The organism is Micromonospora sp. NPDC048907 (assembly GCF_055586885.1).
On record NZ_JBVJHI010000011.1, the window covers coordinates 83,052 to 99,321 of the forward strand.

Annotated in this window: 18 protein-coding genes; 11 read left to right on the plus strand and 7 right to left on the minus strand. The window is 71.2% G+C overall.

What is annotated here, in order from left to right; translation table 11 throughout:
• On the minus strand, nucleotides 1-130 hold a 130-nt coding region (locus ACZ6PY_RS28600), incomplete at its 3' end, for a GntR family transcriptional regulator (protein WP_466078027.1).
• 345 nt (nucleotides 131-475) lie between these two features.
• Here ACZ6PY_RS28600 and ACZ6PY_RS28605 point away from each other — a divergent pair.
• The 5 genes from ACZ6PY_RS28605 to ACZ6PY_RS28625 all read left to right on the plus strand — a co-directional run bounded on the left by ACZ6PY_RS28605 (nucleotide 476) and on the right by ACZ6PY_RS28625 (nucleotide 3,281).
• Nucleotides 476-730 (plus strand): hypothetical protein, encoded by a 255-nt coding sequence (locus ACZ6PY_RS28605; protein ID WP_466077766.1) that lies wholly within the window; start codon nucleotides 476-478, stop codon nucleotides 728-730.
• Nucleotides 727-990 carry a DivIVA domain-containing protein gene (locus tag ACZ6PY_RS28610; protein WP_466077769.1) on the plus strand — a complete coding sequence of 88 codons (264 nt, stop codon included), beginning with the start codon at nucleotides 727-729 and terminating at the stop codon, nucleotides 988-990. The genes ACZ6PY_RS28605 and ACZ6PY_RS28610 overlap by 4 nt, the downstream gene beginning before the upstream one ends.
• Entirely contained in the window at nucleotides 987-1,250 is a 264-nt protein-coding gene (locus tag ACZ6PY_RS28615; RefSeq protein ID WP_466077772.1) for a hypothetical protein, read from the plus strand. Before ACZ6PY_RS28610 ends, ACZ6PY_RS28615 begins: the two co-directional genes overlap by 4 nt.
• A gap of 9 nt (nucleotides 1,251-1,259) precedes the next feature.
• On the plus strand, nucleotides 1,260-1,667 hold the full coding sequence (locus ACZ6PY_RS28620) for a GIY-YIG nuclease family protein (protein WP_466077775.1): 408 nt from the start codon (nucleotides 1,260-1,262) through the stop codon (nucleotides 1,665-1,667).
• A gap of 153 nt (nucleotides 1,668-1,820) precedes the next feature.
• Complete coding sequence (locus ACZ6PY_RS28625) at nucleotides 1,821-3,281, plus strand: SNF2-related protein (RefSeq protein ID WP_466077778.1); 1,461 nt, start codon at nucleotides 1,821-1,823, stop codon at nucleotides 3,279-3,281.
• Nucleotides 3,282-3,382: 101 nt separating this feature from the next.
• Here the strand turns inward: ACZ6PY_RS28625 and ACZ6PY_RS28630 are convergent, their stop codons facing one another.
• Nucleotides 3,383-4,321, minus strand: coding sequence for a replication-relaxation family protein (locus ACZ6PY_RS28630; protein ID WP_466077781.1), 939 nt, complete (start codon nucleotides 4,319-4,321; stop codon nucleotides 3,383-3,385).
• Nucleotides 4,322-4,773: 452 nt separating this feature from the next.
• On the minus strand, nucleotides 4,774-5,643 hold the full coding sequence (locus ACZ6PY_RS28635; protein ID WP_466077784.1) for a DUF2637 domain-containing protein: 870 nt from the start codon (nucleotides 5,641-5,643) through the stop codon (nucleotides 4,774-4,776).
• A gap of 848 nt (nucleotides 5,644-6,491) precedes the next feature.
• Here ACZ6PY_RS28635 and ACZ6PY_RS28640 point away from each other — a divergent pair.
• Both ACZ6PY_RS28640 and ACZ6PY_RS28645 read left to right on the plus strand, forming a co-directional pair.
• On the plus strand, nucleotides 6,492-8,837 hold the full coding sequence (locus ACZ6PY_RS28640) for an acylase (RefSeq protein WP_466077787.1): 2,346 nt from the start codon (nucleotides 6,492-6,494) through the stop codon (nucleotides 8,835-8,837).
• Between the two features lie 117 nt (nucleotides 8,838-8,954).
• Nucleotides 8,955-9,503, plus strand: a complete 549-nt coding sequence (locus ACZ6PY_RS28645; protein ID WP_466077790.1) for a TFIIB-type zinc ribbon-containing protein — start codon at nucleotides 8,955-8,957, stop codon at nucleotides 9,501-9,503.
• Between the two features lie 228 nt (nucleotides 9,504-9,731).
• Here the strand turns inward: ACZ6PY_RS28645 and ACZ6PY_RS28650 are convergent, their stop codons facing one another.
• Complete coding sequence (locus tag ACZ6PY_RS28650; protein ID WP_466077793.1) at nucleotides 9,732-10,067, minus strand: winged helix-turn-helix transcriptional regulator; 336 nt, start codon at nucleotides 10,065-10,067, stop codon at nucleotides 9,732-9,734.
• A 122-nt stretch (nucleotides 10,068-10,189) separates the two neighbouring features.
• Between ACZ6PY_RS28650 and ACZ6PY_RS28655 the strand changes: the two genes are divergently transcribed.
• The 4 genes from ACZ6PY_RS28655 to ACZ6PY_RS28670 all read left to right on the plus strand — a co-directional run bounded on the left by ACZ6PY_RS28655 (nucleotide 10,190) and on the right by ACZ6PY_RS28670 (nucleotide 13,713).
• Nucleotides 10,190-11,029 carry an MBL fold metallo-hydrolase gene (locus ACZ6PY_RS28655; RefSeq protein ID WP_466077796.1) on the plus strand — a complete coding sequence of 280 codons (840 nt, stop codon included), beginning with the start codon at nucleotides 10,190-10,192 and terminating at the stop codon, nucleotides 11,027-11,029.
• Nucleotides 11,026-11,952 carry an alpha/beta hydrolase gene (locus tag ACZ6PY_RS28660; RefSeq protein WP_466077799.1) on the plus strand — a complete coding sequence of 309 codons (927 nt, stop codon included), beginning with the start codon at nucleotides 11,026-11,028 and terminating at the stop codon, nucleotides 11,950-11,952. Before ACZ6PY_RS28655 ends, ACZ6PY_RS28660 begins: the two co-directional genes overlap by 4 nt.
• A gap of 165 nt (nucleotides 11,953-12,117) precedes the next feature.
• On the plus strand, nucleotides 12,118-12,660 hold the full coding sequence (locus ACZ6PY_RS28665) for a hypothetical protein (protein ID WP_466077802.1): 543 nt from the start codon (nucleotides 12,118-12,120) through the stop codon (nucleotides 12,658-12,660).
• 189 nt (nucleotides 12,661-12,849) lie between these two features.
• A complete protein-coding gene (locus ACZ6PY_RS28670) occupies nucleotides 12,850-13,713 on the plus strand; it encodes an aldo/keto reductase family oxidoreductase (RefSeq protein ID WP_466077805.1) in 864 nt (287 codons plus the stop codon).
• A 38-nt stretch (nucleotides 13,714-13,751) separates the two neighbouring features.
• Here ACZ6PY_RS28670 and ACZ6PY_RS28675 read toward each other — a convergent pair whose 3' ends face one another.
• The 3 genes from ACZ6PY_RS28675 to ACZ6PY_RS28685 form a co-directional block, all read right to left on the minus strand.
• Complete coding sequence (locus tag ACZ6PY_RS28675) at nucleotides 13,752-14,678, minus strand: NAD-dependent epimerase/dehydratase family protein (protein WP_466077808.1); 927 nt, start codon at nucleotides 14,676-14,678, stop codon at nucleotides 13,752-13,754.
• 186 nt (nucleotides 14,679-14,864) lie between these two features.
• Entirely contained in the window at nucleotides 14,865-15,230 is a 366-nt protein-coding gene (locus ACZ6PY_RS28680) for a VOC family protein (RefSeq protein WP_466077811.1), read from the minus strand.
• A gap of 98 nt (nucleotides 15,231-15,328) precedes the next feature.
• Nucleotides 15,329-16,084, minus strand: a complete 756-nt coding sequence (locus tag ACZ6PY_RS28685; RefSeq protein WP_466077814.1) for a hypothetical protein — start codon at nucleotides 16,082-16,084, stop codon at nucleotides 15,329-15,331.
• Between the last annotated feature and the right edge of the window lie 186 nt (nucleotides 16,085-16,270).

Sequence of the window (16,270 nt, forward strand, 5' to 3'; positions counted from 1 at the left end):
CATACATCTCGGCTAGCGCCTTGGTGGACGGCAGTTTGTGGCCCGGCGGCCACTCGCCGGAGGCAATGCGCTCCCTGATGTCGGCAATGATCCGGCGGTAGTGCGGCTCGAACTTTCGTGGTGCGGGCATGCGTAGTACTCCCAGCTAGGCCCACACATCTGATCACGGCAGCCAGGAGAACTTCAAGGGCAACGTTGACTTTACCAGCAATGCCGGTAGGGTGCGAAGGCGAGGAAAGGCCCCAGCTAGGCACTGAGGTCCCTGCCTTCGTCGGAGCAGCTACCGCCAGTGCGGATACCCGACTCAGGGTCCGGCGCGCTGCTCCGACGCCGAACACGTCTGCTCGGCCGCATCTCGGCGAAAGAGCAGGAAGCAGGCCCGGGGTGGGTGCTGGGCTCCGGCCGGTGCGGACGCGCGGCCGTACCGATCGTCCCCGCCCGCCTCGGCGCCACACCCAACAACTCAGGGAGGGACATGGACTCGATTGACGAGATCCTCGGCGAACTACCCCTACCGCCCTACGTAACCGCTGAAGATGTCAGGTTCGCGGTCAAGGCGGTCACCCTGCACGCCGCCGAGCAGTGGCCCGACGGTCCGCGGTGTCGCAACGACCGTGCACCCCACCCCTGCCGGCTGCACCGGTGGGGCCGCCGGGTCCTCGACCAGCGCGGCCTCACCGACCGGCAGATCCGTGCGCTGATCGCCGAGCAGGGGGCGTCGCAGCGATGATCTACGTGACCGGAGAGCCCCTGCACCCGCACCACGCCCGCGTCGCCTCCTTCGACACCCGCTGGCGCGGCCTCGACCCCGCCCAGGTGCACGACTACCTCAACCGGGTGGCCGACGAACTCGAGCGTCTGCACCGCGAGCTGACCACGGCTAACACCGAGGCCGAACGCATCCGCCAGGCGCTGCGGCAGTGGCAGGCCCGTCACACCGGCTGCCGCCACACAGATCCAGGCTCACCGAACAGCCGGTGGCAGCGATGACCGCACCCCGCTGGATCATCCACCTTCCCACCACCCTGAACAGCCTCGACGCGGCCATCACCCTCGCCGCAGCCCTACGCGACTCGCTCGGCCACGTCACCGCCCTTGACTTCGGCGAGACCACCCTCAGCGAGGAGGATCGTCAGTTCGTGCGTACCCGGATCTGGTGTGACGCCAAGCTCGACGGCGCCGGTCGCTGCCGACGCCGCAACGACCACGACGGCCCGTGCGGGGCCACGGATGCCGGTCCACACCGGTAGCGTCCGGGGATGCCCGACACCGCGCACGACGACCTGCTGGCCGGCTTCACGGATCCTCAGCCGTACACCATGGAAACTGTCGCCGGCGCTCCCCGCGCCCCCGGCGTGCACGTGGTCCTTGACGGCGGCGTGGTCATCTACGTCGGCCGGACCAGGCGGGGTCTGCGGGATCGCCTCCGGCAGCACCTGAACGGCAACCGCGACTCGTCGGTGCTGCACGACCAGGTCGGACAGCTCCTCGACACCCCGAACAACGCGGCGTCGGCCGCCGACATCGCCGACTGGCTGGGTCGGTGCGAGGTCCGCTGGCAGGAGACCGACAACCCGGAGGGTACGAAGGAAGCCCTGGTCGTCGCCCTCAAGCCGCGCTTCAACCGGCAGGTGCCGAAGCCACGTCACGCGGGCGGTGGCGAATAACGGAGCGGCGCGTGGGTGACTGCCCCAAGCCGGAACGGCTCTGGCCTCCGACCTTCGGCGCAGATCGATCTCCATACGGTTGAACCGGTCATCCAGATTCTTCAGAGCGTCGATGGGTTCGGCCGCTATCGCGTCTTCCACGAAGCGGGAAGCATGCGCGAGTACGCAGAGGACCAACTGGTGCTCGCAGCGGCGAAACAGGAGGCAACGACTGGCGGCCTGACGCCCGAGGAGTTCCGAGCCCGCCTGGTCGCCGCCCGGCTCAGTCACTCGCTCACCGATCACGTCTATTCGCTGCGGGCAGCGCGGATCAAGTACGTGCCGTTTCAGTTCCGGCCGCTCCTGCGCCTTGCCCGCGCCGACGAGCCGCGGCTGCTTATCGCCGACGACGTCGGCGTCGGAAAGACCATCGAAGCCGGCTTGATCATGAAAGAGCTGGCCGCCCGACAGCCGCTGGACCACGTGCTGGTTCTCTGCCCCAAGGCGCTCACCGTCAAGTGGCGCGAAGAAATGCGCCGCTTCGACGAGGACTTCCGGGTGCTCGACTCGTCGAGCTTGCGCTACTGCCTCAACGAGGCGCACCTGGACGGCGCCTGGCCCGAGGAGTACCGGCGGGCGATCGTGCACTACGAGCTGTTCACCCGCACGGCATACCTGAAGGGGGATGCCAAGCGGAAGAAGGACAAGGGCCTGCGCGAGCTGGACCCGCCGCCTGCCTTCGACCTGGTGATCGCCGACGAGGCACACCACCTGCGTACGCCGGGCGCAAACTCGCACGAGCTCGCCGAGTACCTCAGCGAGATCAGCACTGCCATCGTCCTGCTCTCGGCCACACCGGTGCAAACGCAGGCCAGGGACCTGTTCACCCTGCTCAACCTGCTCCGCCCGGACCTTTTTCCGGATCGGCAGACGTTCTTCGAGGTTGTAGAGCCCAATCGACACCTCAATGCCGCCGTACGGGCACTGCGCAGCGGTGCGCCCGAGGCCGCGAAGGAGGCGCTCAAGGCGTTGGACACCGCGGCGGACACCAGCTGGGGCCGGCAGGCGATCGCGATCGATCCCCGGTATGACGATGTGCGCGGGCGTCTGGACGCGGCCAGCTTGACGACCGACGACCGGGTCCGCTGCGTGCGCGAAATCGAGGAGCTGAACACTCTCGCGCCACTGGTGAACCGCACCCGCCGACGGGACATCGGAGGGTTCACCATCCGTGAGCCCCACACCGTGTCGGTGCCGTTCACAGCGGTGCAGCGCCAGTTCTACGACCGCCTGCTGGAAGCCCGCCGGGACCAGCTGCTCACCCGCTACAACCCGGTCGTGGTCCGCCTGATTCTCGACACTCTCGAGAGGCAGGCGTCGAGCTGCCTGCCGGCCCTCGCTCGACGGATCGTGGCGTCCGGCGAGCCGGCCATCACGGATCTGACCGACGCTCCCGAGGCCCAACCGGACGAAGACCCGCCCAAGCTTCCCCTCCCGACGGACCCGGACCTCCGTGAAATGGCCCGTCAACTGCCGCCGGACGATCCCAAACTCCAGCGGCTACTCCAGGCCGTCAGCGAAGCCCGCGCCGTGGACGGCCCCGGAAAGCTCCTCGTCTTCTGGCTCGCCGCTTGATCGCAGGTGCTCGCCCGGCATCTGGTCCTCCCGCACCCGCCGCTACGGAGTAGATGGTGTGAGCAGCCCGGTCAACCGGGCTGCTCGCACCATCAAGGCGGTCAGGTTGCTCGCCCGTGCGGGCCGGCCGTGGTGCGGGTGGGGAACTCTTGGTCGTGGTGGGTGTCGATGTAGGGCAGGTCGATGAGGCGGCGACGGCCGGCGCTGACACCGATCAGGTGCCACACCTGCTCAGCGGGGCTCGCGCCGGTGGCGGCGCGTAGGTCGGCGGTGGTGGTGGCGATGAACGCTCGTGGCGTGGTGTCGGTGAGGCGATGGTGCAGGTTCGCCTCACGTCGCGCCGCTGGTAGGTGGAACAGGACCGGCCATGCCCAGGTGGTCATCGCATACAAGCGTTCGTACTTGGCGATCTTCTCGGTGAGAACGTCGAGGCGTTCACGGCCGGTGTCGTATTCGAGGAAGAACGGCACCGAACGGTCCTGCTCGGTCCACACCCCGGCGCCGTCCGGGCGGGGCAGGCCGCTCGGACCGTGGACCATGATCTGCGGGTCCCCGCCTCTGCGGTAGAACACGCCCGGGTCGTGGAAGGCGGACGCGGGCTGCCAGCGGTCCAGACGGCTGTTGGGGTGGGTGCGGGCGTGGGCAGCCAGGTCGATGAAGACCTGATTGCCGCCAAGCAGGTGGGGTAGGTCCGGGCGGGACGTGAGGGATTGCTTGCGGCGGCGGGCCTGGTCCCGGCGTGGCGGGCCGAGGCCGCGTTGGGCGCGGACGTGGCTGTAGCCGAGCTGGTCCAGGACGTAGTGGTACGGGTAGGAGCCGCCGTCGGGTTTGTTGGGGCGGAACCGGTCCACCGCGCGGAGGACGGTGAGGCGGCGTAGCCGGCGTTGAGCGAAATCCAGCGACGGGAACAGGGCGGTGGCGATCTGGTCGGTGGTCAGCAGTCCGTGGTCGTAGAGCCAGCCGAGGAGCCGGTCGTCGCGGGCGGTGATGCTGGCCTGCAGGCGCAGCAGCGGATCCGGCGCGGGTAGCGGTTTACGCATGGGCGGCCCCTGGGGGGACACCCCACACATGAGGGTGTGTCTGGAACCGATCGGCGCCGCTGGCAGCGGGCCTGATCTGGGCTGTCAGCGAGGAAGCGGGGTCGGCTTGGGGGTCAGTATCAAGGCGGACGGTGAGACGGAGATCGACACTGACACCGGCACTGCCGGTCACACCGCTTGGATCCAGGTGTGCGAGGGCGGGTGATGCGGATCGGGGGCAGCGCTGGTGGCGCGGGTGCAGGTCGTTGACCTGGATCAGCATGTTCGTTGCTCCTTTGCGGGTCGGGATCCGGCTGAAGCGGCAGCAGGTGCACTGGCTGCTGCGCCGCGGCGGGCGGGACGGCGTTTGCTCTGACAGGTCCGGTCAGGTTCTGTCAGGTGGCCGGTTTCCTGACAGGCGCTGGTCTGCCCGGGGCGGCTCGGTCTGACAGGAGTCATCTGTTGTCGGTCTGTCACGCGGCCTCCGGGTGGGACAGGTTCGGCGAAGCCGGGGCCGGTGGGGTGGCGGCCTCGGCGCGGAGAACGCGCACGAGCGCGGAGGCGGTGGCGTTGGACAGGTGGTGCCCGTCCGCGCGGAGTTGCCGGGCGAGTTCCTTGCGGGACAGCGGCGTCCCGTGGGCGGCGAGCGTGTGGGCGGCGGTCCGGGCGGCCGGGACCAACGCGGTGATCTCCGGGCCCCGGTCCCGGACCAGCGGGCCGCCGCTGCGGCGGTCCGGGACCGCCGGGTCCTGGTCCGCCCTAGCCGGGACCGCGGTGGTGGTGTCCCGGACCGTGGCAGTGCTCGTGGGGACCGGCAGCGGCGTTCCGGGGACCGGTTCGCGGGTGTCCGGGACCGCGGCATCCACGATCTGCGGCGGTCCTGGCTCGCCCGCTGCGGGTCGGGCGCCGTGGTCGGGTGGGGCGGGGTCGGCGCGGCCGAGGGCGATCTTCACCATTGTCAGGAAGCCGAGCGCGGGCAGCGCGGCGGCGACCCAGCCGATCACCGAGGCTTCGGCCTCCACGACCTGAGCCGCGAGGGACAGGAACACCGCCAGGGTCAGCACGGTCGCAGGGAAGGCGACGCTCTTGCGGCAGCGCCGGTTGCGGCGCAGTTCCAGACCGGCGGCGATGGAGGTCAGTTCCAGGACGACCGCGTCGGCCCAGGCGAGCCAGCCCGGCTGGCCGTGCGCCGCAGCGACGTCATGGACGTGACGGAACGAGGCTGCGCCGGCCGCGCCGCCGATCAACAGCATGATCAGCACCTGGATTCGGTTCTCCAGCCGCTCCCGCCCCGACCGCACCTCGTCGGGCAGGTCCGGGGGCCGTTGCTCACGTGGTGCCAACGGCCCACCACCTGTCGACACGTCGTCCGGGTAGAGCCTCGAGTGGCGTCACCCTGGGCCGGCAAACCGATAAGGCAACGGCCAGCCTATTCGGATTCATGAGGGTCGAGATCATCTTCGTGCTCCGGCTTCATGGGTAGGGATTCAAGAGCGACGAGGCAGCGCCTTCGGTCGCGCCTACCCGAACCGGGGCAGGTTCGCGCAGGCGCGACCCCTGCCGGCAATGCCCGGCAAGGCGGAACCGTTGTGCGTGCAGCGGTCGGCCAATACCTCTCTTCGATCGAGCCGACGAACAATCCGGGGGCAGGCAACTGGGCAGCAAGTACCGCCACAGCCCGTCCTAGAGGCCAAGGTCAGCGGGCAGGGCAGGAGGGCAGACGGCCAGGCCGCGCCACAAGGGTCACGACTTTCGTCACCGGCAGCGCCCGACGAGCGCCACAGTGGTGTCGCTCAACTCGCCGACGAGGGATCCTTCATGCGGGACCTCCCATCTCTCATGGCCTCCGCAACACCGGCGCGGACAACAGCAGGCACCCCGTTCTGGGAGCGCCCGCGCTCGTCTTCCTGGCCGAACGCGCCAGCCGGCGGTGCGGGAACGTATATCGAGTACGCCTCGGGAACGCCCGCCGAGTCAACCCCGATTTCCGTGCGGCTTAATCACCGAACCATGACGCCAGTCCAGCGCAGTGGAATCTGCCAGGGCACTCAAGCTCCGGCACGGCCATGGACGGGATAAAGGCAATCGTCGACGATCAACACGTGACCGGAGCAACTTTCACCGCTAGCGTCGGTCGGAGGTGGACAGTCAACTACTCGGGGGAGGACGTCCCAATGAAGCGAGCCGGCCGATGAAGCCCCGCCCATTCGCCGCCGCGGCAGCAGCTATCGGACTGGTCGCCGCCGGCCTCACCGTCACCGGCGGCACCGCCGCCGCCCACGGCAACGGCTACTCCGCCCTGATCCAGCGCGCCTCCTACGGCGTACCGCACATCACCGCCCGCGACTTCGCCAGCCTCGGCTACGGCGTCGGCTACGTCCAGGCGGAGGACAACATCTGCCTGATCGCGGAGCAGATGGTCACCGTCAACGCCCAGCGATCCCGCTGGTTCGGCGCGACCACCGGCAACGTCACCAGCGACCTGTTCCACCAGAAGGCCATCGACGCCCGCGCCGCCGAGCGCTGGCTGGCCGGCCCGCGCGACGGCATCCACGCGCCCTCCAGCGAGGTACGCGACCAGATGCGCGGCTTCGTCGCCGGCTACAACGCCTACCTCCGTGACGCCAGGAACAAGATCACCGACCCGGCCTGCACGGGGAAGGGCTGGGTACGTCCGATCACCGAGCTGGACATGTGGCGGGCGAACTGGACGCGGATGATCCGGGCCAGTTCCGGCGCGCTCGCCGACGGCATCGTCGCCGCCGCGCCGCCCGCTGGGACCAGCGCGCCGCCCACCACGGACAAGAGCAGCGCCCCGCAGGCCGAAGCCGTCGTCGCCGCCCGCGACGGGGCGCCGGCCGGGGTGGGCAGCAACGCGTACGGCCTGGGCCGCGACGCCACCGCCAGCGGCGCCGGCATGCTGCTCGCGAACCCGCACTTCCCGTGGGACGGCGGCGAGCGCTTCTACCGGATGCACCTCAAGGTGCCCGGCCGGTACGACGTCGAGGGCGCGGCCCTGGTCGGCGACCCGATCGTCGAGATCGGCCACAACGGCCGGATCGCATGGTCGCACACCGTCTCCACCGCCCGCCGCTTCGTGTGGCACCGGCTCACCCTGGTGCCCGGCGACCCGACCAGCTACCTCTACGACGGCCAGCCCCGGAAGATGACCGCTCGCACGGTCACCGTGCAGACGCCGGGCGGCCCGGTTGCCCGTACCTTCTACGACACCCACTTCGGTCCGGTCGTCGTGGTGCCGGGCACCTTCGACTGGACGGCGCAGGCCGCGTACGCGATCACCGACGTCAACGCCGCCAACAACCGCGCGCTCGACGGCTGGCTCGCCATGGGACGGGCGAAGTCGGTGGGTGAGCTGCGGGCGATGCTGGACCGGCGGCAGTTCCTGCCCTGGGTCAACGTCATCGCCGCCGACCGCGACGGCAACGCCCTCTACGCCGACCACTCCGTCGTGCCCCGGGTCACCGGCTCCCTCGCGGCCGTCTGTATCCCGGCGCCCTTCCAGCCCCTGTACGCCAGCAGCGGCCAGGCCGTCCTCGACGGCTCCCGCTCCGCCTGTGAGCTGGGCCGGGACCCGGACGCCGCGGTGCCCGGCATCCTCGGCCCGGGCAACCTGCCCGCGCTGGTCCGCGGCGACTACGTGACCAACTCCAACGACAGCTACTGGCTGGCCAACCCGACCAAACCCCTGGAGGGCTACCCGCGCATCATCGGCGACGAGCGCACCCCGCGGAGCCTCCGTACCCGGCTCGGCGTGCACCAGGTGCAGCAGCGGATCGCCGGCACCGACGGGCTCCCCGGCAAGGGCTTCACCACCGGCAAGCTGTGGGACGTGACGTTCGGCAACCGGGCGTACGGGGGTGAGCTGGTCCGCGACGACCTGGTCCGGGTCTGCGAGGCGCAGCCGACCGCCACCGCCTCCGACGGCACCACCGTCGACCTGGCCGCCGCCTGCGCCGCCCTGCGCGGCTGGGACCTGAAGGTCAACCTCGACAGCCGGGGCGCGCACCTGTTCACCGAGTTCGCCCTCGCCGGCGGCCTGCGCTTCGCCGACGCGTTCGACCCGGCCGCCCCGCTCACCACGCCGAGCCGGCTCGCCGTCGACGACCCGAGGGTACGCACCGCCCTCGCCAACGCCGTCCGCAAGCTGGACGGCATCCCGCTCGACGCTCGCCTCGGCGACGTCCAGACCGAGCCGCGCGGCGCCGAGCGCATCCCGATCCACGGCGGCCGCGCGGAAGCCGGCGTCTTCAACATGATCATCGGGGTGCTGCAGCCCGGCGTCGGCTACTCGAAGGTGCAGCACGGCTCGTCGTTCGTGATGGCCGTCGAGCTGGGCCGCAACGGGCCGTCGGGGCGGCAGATCCTCACCTACTCGCAGTCGGCCAACCCGAACTCACCCTGGTACGCCGACCAGACCCGGCTCTACTCGGGCAAGGGCTGGGACACCATCAAGTTCACCGAGCGGCAGCTCAAGGCCGACCCGAACCTGGTCACGTACCGTGTGGGGGAGCGGTAGGCCGGCAGCACCCGCTTCGCCAGCGAGGGCGCGGCGGCCGGCCAGCCGGCCGGCCGCCGCGCCCAGCTCAGCTGCGATCGTCCCCAGCGGCCGCGGCGCGGGCGTAGGGTCGGCGCTGTGGTAGGAGCGGGGCATCGATACCGCTACGTCGGCCCGGCCGACGTGCGGGCCTCGGTCGCGGGCGCCCCCGAGGGCCGGCCCATCCGATCACCCGCCGACCTCGACGCCTACCTCGCGGCCACGGATCCCCGCGACCGTGACGAGCCCTTCACCTACGTCATCGACACCGCCGGGGCCTTGCGGCTCGCGCCCAGACGCAGCGAGCACGTCGCCTGCGCCGGCGGTGCGGAGGTCCTCGGCGCGGGCGAGATCGCCTTCGCCGGCGAGCGGGGCGGCTGGTCCGTCACCGAGGTGAGCAACCACTCCACCGGCTACTGCCCCGATCCCAGCTCCTGGGCGGCGGTGGCGGACGCCCTCGACCGGGCGGGTATCGACCGTCCGGAAGGCTTCACCGTGGCCGTCGTCTTCCGGCGCTGCCTTGAATGCGGCGAGCGCAACCTCGTCCGCGACGACGACTACATCTGCGCGCTCTGCGGTGCCGAGCTGCCGGAGGATGTGGAACCTCGGCTGACGGCGCAGCCGTCGTCCGACCAGCGGCCGCGCTGACGACCGATCCTCAGCGGGCCGTCCAGGCCACCCCGGCCCACCGGCAGCACCGCCTCCGCGGCACGGCGGCCGAGGATCGCGAGGACGGTTTCGCCGCCGCCCTGATCGACGCTGGCGTACTCCAAGTCCGGGACAACCGTCTCCGGCTTGGCGAGCAGGCTGGAGTAGAAGCGCAGGGTGGCCGCAAAGTCGTCGGCGACGATGCGCCCCCGACCCTGGTCCCGCCGCTCAGTCGGGTGACGGCTGGCTCGCCGCCCACTCGCAGATCGCCGCGAGTGGTTTCTCCAGCGTGTGCCCGAGGTCGGTGAGCTCGTACTCGACGTGCTGCGGCGCGCTGGCCTTGACCACCCGGCGGCGCACCAGCCCGTCGGCCTCCATCCCGCGCAGCGTCTCGGTCAGCACCTTCTGGCTGATGCCCGGGAGGCGGCGGCGCAGCTGCGCGTGCCGCTGCGGCCCGGCCAGCAGCGCGTAGATCAGCAGGACCCGCCACTTCGCCGCGAACCGTTCCAGCGCCTGCCGGGTCGAGCAGCTCTCCTGAAGTACGTCGGGGATGACGAGAACCATCGGACCTCCCGATCGGCGGACGGCCGGCAAGGGCACCGGAAAGTGCCTTCTGGTCGGTGCCCGTAGGCCGCCCTAGCGTCGGGGTCAACCCTAGTTCGCCGACGCCGATCGGATGGTCGACCGTGACCGAGTTCCGCATCCACACCTACACCGCCGCCGAGAGCGGCATCCTTGCCAACAGCTACCTCCTGGAGACCGCCGACGGGGTGGTGCTCGTCGACGCGAACCTGCTGGTCTCCGACGCGCGTGCGCTGGCCGCGCGGCTCGCGGCGCTGCGCAAGCCGCTGCTGGCCGCGTTCGTCACCCACGCCCACCCCGACCACTTCAACGGCCTGCCGTACGTGGTGGCCGACGACGTCCCGGTCTACGCCGCCGCTGCCGTGGCCGGCGCCATCGCCGAGGTCGCCGCGCCGAAGCGGGCGCAGTGGCAGCCCGTGTACGGGGACGAGTGGCCCGACCGGTACCGCGTCCCGGACCACCCACTGCCAGCCGGCGGCACCGTCGAGGTGGCCGGGCTCCGGATCGCGGTGCACGACGTCGGCGCCGCGGAGAGCCACGCCGACTCGTACCTGCTGGTGGCCCGCGGCGACCGGCAGATGGGCTTCATCGGCGACCTCGCCTTCGACGGCACCCACGCCTACACCGCAGACGGGCACACCGGCCGCTGGCTGGCCGCCCTCGACCGGCTCACCGGCGAGCTGGACGGCCTCCCGCTCTACCCGGGGCACGGCGCTCCCAGCGACGGGAGCGTGCTGGCCGCGCAGCGGCGGTACCTGCTGATGTACCGGGAGGCCGTCCGCCGGATCGCCGACGGCGCACCGACGCTCAGTGAGCCGCAGCGGCAGGAGCTGACCGAGCTGATGACCCGGTTCCTGCCGGACGCGCCGCTGAGCTGGCTCGTCGGCCTCGGCGCCGACGCCGTCGCCGCCGAGCTGGCCGCCGAGGCGGTGCCCGCCGCATGAGCGCCCGGGAACACCCGACCCAGGAACACCTCGGCACCCAGAAACGCATGAGCAGCCAGCAGCAGCGCGTCACCTTCACCAGCGACGGCATCGACCTGGTGGGCGAGCTGCGGCTGCCGGCCGCCGCCGGGCCGGCGCCGGCCGTCGCCCTCACCGGGCCGTTCACCGGGGTCAAGGACCAGGTCGTCGGGACGTACGCGGACCGGCTCACCCGGGCCGGCTTCGTCACCCTTGCCTTCGACCATCGCGGCTTCGGCGAGAGCGGTGGCCGCCCCGGGCACGAGGACAGCCAGGGCAAGCTCGCCGACCTGCGGGCGGCCGTCGAGCTGCTGCGAACCCGGCCGGAGGTGGACCCGGACCGGATCGGCCTGGTCGGCGTCTGCCTCGGCGGCGGCTACGCGGTCCGGGCCGCGGCGGAGAACCCCCGGGTGAAGGCAGTGGTCGGCATCGCCGGCGGTTACAACAGCCCGGCCTGGTTCGTCGAGCGGATGGGGGTCGACAACTACCGCTCGGCGCTCGGCGGCTTTCTCGACGCGTACGACGAATTTCTGCCCGCCGTCGCGGCCGGCGGCGCGGAGGCGGCGATGGGCGGCGACGAGCCGTACGCCTACTACGGCACCAGCCGGTCCGCCTCCCCGCACTGGCGCAACCAGGTGACCCGGGGTTCGCTGCACTCGCTGATGACGTTCGACGCGCTCGGCGCGGCCCCGCTGCTCGGCGCGACCCCGCTGCTGGTGGTGCACGGCCGGGTCGACGCGTACTGCGCGCCCGAACTCGCCGCGGAGCTGCACCGCCGGGCGGCCGGTGCGAAGGAGATCATCTGGCTGGACGCCGCCCAGCACATCGACCTCTACGACGTGGAGCCGTACGTCACCGAGGCAGCGGACGCGGCAGCCACGTTCCTGCACCGGCACCTCGGCTGAGGCGGCCGCATCGCGGCGGCCTCACCATGCTCCGCCGCCTGGCCCGCCACCACCATGCCGGAAATCCCTTACGTACCAGGCTTCTGGCTCCACAGCCCCGAGTGATGGGGCGGCGAGCGCACGATCGTGGCGCGTACGGTGTGGGCCGACTCGAAGGAGATTCGGATGGCCGTCCGACCGCGGCGCAAGCCCAACAAGGTGCGCTTCTTCGCCATGTTCGCCGGGCTGATCGTCGTCGGCCTCGGCCTGGTCTACGGGCTTCACTTCGCGGCGAACCCGTGGGCCCTGGCGCTGCCCGGCAGGCCGGCGCTGACCGGCTACTGGCAGGGAGTGGTGCCGTACGGCCCCGGCGACGACCGGCGTGCCGTGCTGCACCTGACCGACGACGAGCCGAGCGCGACCGACCGCTGCGGAGACTGCCCGGATCTCCAGGGCGTCATCAAGGTCTGTCAGGCGGGGCGCGCCGAGACCTACGAAATCTGGGGGGACCCGCTCAACTGGCGCGGCACCCGCTTCTCGCTGCACACCCGCCCGGCCGACGAGGGGCCGGGCCCGCACTTGAACGAACTCGACGGCGACTGGGACGGCGACCTGCTCCGGATCCGGACGTCGTTCACCACGCTCGCCGCCGGATCCGATTCACCGACGGTCTCGTTCGACATGACCCGGGCCGACGGGGCCGACTTCGAGGACCCTTCGTGCCGGTGACGGCGAGTCCACAGCGCCTCGTACTCCGGTGAGCTGTGTCGATCCGTGACCGGACGCGGCGCACGGCGGGCGGCCGGCACGGCGGCGCTCCAGGTTGAGAAACGGGACGCTTCCGGGCCGGTGCGAGGGGTTTGCCAACCCCGTCGGCGGGAAGCTTGCGGATTTGCGAGAACAGGGAGAGGAATTCCCATGACACTGACCAGCCTTCCCGGCGGGACCTTCAGGCTGGGGGATCTGACGGTCACCCGGATGGGGTACGGCGCGATGCAGTTGGCCGGCCCGCACGTCTTCGGCCCGCCGGCCGACCGCGACGCGGCCGTGGCCGTGCTGCGCGAGGTCGTCGACCTGGGCATCAACCACATCGACACGTCCGACTACTACGGCCCGTACGTCACCAACGAGATCATCCGGGAGGCCCTGCACCCGTACCCCGATGACCTGCACATCGTCACCAAGGTCGGGGCGCTGCGCGACGCCGAGGGCAACTGGCCGCAGGCCCTCGCTCCGGAGCAGCTCCGCCAGGCCGTGCACGACAACCTGGAGCGCCTCGGTCTCGACGTGCTGGACGTGGTCAACCTGCGCGTCGGCGGGTTCGACCGGCCCGCCCCCGGCTCGATCGAGGAGCCGTTCACGGTCCTCGCGGAGCTGCAACAGCAGGGGCTGATCAGGCACCTCGGGCTGAGCACCGTCAACGCCGAGCAGGTCGCCGAGGCGCAGTCCATCGCGCCGGTGGTGTGCGTGCAGAACTTCTACAACATCGCCAACCGCGACGACGACCCGCTCGTCGACTCCCTCGCGGCGCAGGGCGTCGCCTTCGTGCCCTACTTCCCGCTCGGCGGCTTCAACCCGCTGCAGTCCGAGGAGCTGCAGGCCGTCGCGGCCCGCCTGGAGGCCACCCCGCTGGCGGTGGCGCTGGCGTGGCTGCTGCACCGGTCCCCGAACATCCTGCTCATCCCCGGCACCTCCTCCGTCGCGCACCTGCGCGAGAACGTCGCGGCCGCCGCGCTGACGCTCCCCGACGACGCGCTGACCGAGCTGAACAGCATCGACTGACGGCGGGTGCTCAGCGGGATCGACTGACGGGGAGGCGCTCAACGGGTTGCTCTTGCCACCAGCGGGATGCCCTCGCGGTAGGTCGGCACCGCCGGAGCCCAGCCCAACTCCCGCTTGGCCTTGGCGTTGGAGACGCGCATCGAGGTGGTCATCATGGCGTGGGCGTACGGGATGGGTCGCAGCATCCAGCTCGGGACCCGCCACGGCCGGCGAGCCCCCACCGCGGCGGCGAGGGTGTCCAGGTAGTCGCCCCAGCGCACCGGCTCGTCGTCGACGATGTTGTACGCCTGCCTGGCACGCCCCTTCTCCAGCGCGGCCACGGTCGCCGCGGCGGCGTCCTCCAGGTAGATGAAGTTGGCGAAGCCGCCGCCGGAGGGCACGGGCAGCCGGCGCTTGCGCACCAGGTTGACGATCATGTCGGTCATGCGGTCGCGCCCGTAGAAGAACCCGTAGCGCAGCGCGACGCCCTCGATCTCGTCGGCCGCGAACACCTGCTCCTCGGTGGCGCGGATCGCCGCCACGGCCCCGCCGAGCTTGCCGCCGACCGGCTCGGCGAACGGGTCGTCCTCGGTGATCACGCGCGGGCCGTGATCGCGGTAGCCGTAGCCCAGCACGATCGACTGGGTGACGAAGCGGTGGGCGCCGACCGCCCGGGCCGCCGCGAGCAGGTTCGCCGTCCCGGTGGTACGAAGGGCGTTCGTGCCCTGGAGCGCTTCGCCCATCTTCGTGGTGCCCAGCGCCGTCAACTCGTGCACGACCGCGTCGGCCCGCACGTCTTTGAGGGCGGCGAGCAGGTTCTCCCGATTCATCACGTCGGCCACCACGGCCTCGGCGCCGGCGTCGCGCAGCCGCTCGGCGTTGCCCGGGCTACGGCTGATCCCGACCACCTGGTGGCCGGCGGCGATGAGTTGGCGGGTGAGGGGCCGGCCGACGGCGCCCGAGGCGCCCGCGAGCAGAACTCTCATGGCTGGGGTTCCCTTCTTCAGGTGTCACCCCGGTAGACGAGCGACCGGCCCGGCATGTGATGGCCGGTCGGTGTGTCGCCCACACAGCCCGGCCCGCCCCAGACCTGTCGCGTCCGGTGCCAGGGCGGAAACCGGACCAACCGCCGGCTCCCGGCTGGCCGCACCGGCCAGCGCATGGCCGCACCCTCAGCGGGCCGTCCAGGTCTGCACCTCGACCAGGTTGCCCTCCGGGTCGCGCAGGTACGCCGAGCGCACGCCCCACCCGGGTCGGTCGGCGGCCTCGGCCACCACCAGCTCGGCTGTCAGGGCGGCGATGGTGGCGTCCACATCGGGCACCGGAATCACCACGAGCACGCCGCCGTCGCCCTGGCCCACCGGCAGCACCGCCTCGGCCGCGCGCCGGCCGAGGATCGCGAGGACCGTCTCGCCGTTCTGGTCGAAGCTGGCGTACTCGAAGTCGCGGACAACCGTTTCCGGCTCACCGAGCAGGTCGGTGTAGAAGCGCAGGGTGGCGGGGAAGTCGTCGGCGACGACCCGAGGGTGCACACTCATGCGTCCGACCCTAGTCCGGTCGGTTCCGGCGCAACTCGACGCCGTTCACCGGCGCGAACGTCGACAGGGTGGACAGGCGCCGAGGGCTACCCGGGAGATCAGGCCGGTGCAGGGAGGCAGCTGTCGGGGAGGCTCACCTGCCCGGGCTGGTGCCGGAACGTGTTCGTCGTGAACCATTCATCCAGCGCCGGGTCGTAGAGGTTCTGGAGGCCGAACTGCAGCACCTGCACCCACCGGCTCGGATCCCGCTGGTCGACGTAGATGTCACCGAGCGCGAGCGGGATCCGGGGGAATTCTCCCGGCTGCGTGAAGCCCGCAACCACGCCGACCCGCCAGTGGTCGACGTGCCGACCGTTGTTCCCCTGCAGGATCTCCGGTCCGACGAATCGCGCGGTCTTCAGCAGGTCGTTGAACATCTGCCGGTTGAAGAACCCGACCTGGTGGCAGGGCTGCGGCGGGTCCGGCGGGATGCCCGGCCACTTGTAGGTCAGCGTGTAGAGCGCATTGTCGTAGATCAGGTTGGTGAACCAGATCGGGTACTCCGGGCCCCCGGCGATCATCTGGCTGTCGCCGGCGCGGCCCTGCCAGGAGAAGGGGACATCGATGCCGAGGTCGCGGACGATGTACCGACCCGTTCCCTGAAAGTCCGCCGGGAGCAGCGGGGGCCGTGGCTCTTCCGGTGGGGCGGGTGCGAAGCCGCCGGCCAGGGCCGTGCCGGGAAGCGATGGTGTCGCGGCCGGTGTCGTGCCGGGGAGCGATGGGGCCGTGGCCACGGCCGGTGCGGTCGCGGCGATGGCGATCAGGCCGCCGACGGCCGCCGACGCCAGTGTCCGAAGTGTACGGCTCGGTGCCATGTCTCCCTCCGCAGCTCATCAGGCCGACGCACGACAGCGTGGGGCGCTTCGGTGATCGTATGGCGGCGGACCTGCGCGACGGTCAAATCGGAAAACGAGTCACCTTCCGGGTGGACGGGTGACCGGTACCTCAACCGCCCACCTGGCCGGAGCGCCGAACCAGGACACGACGGGATACCGCCACCT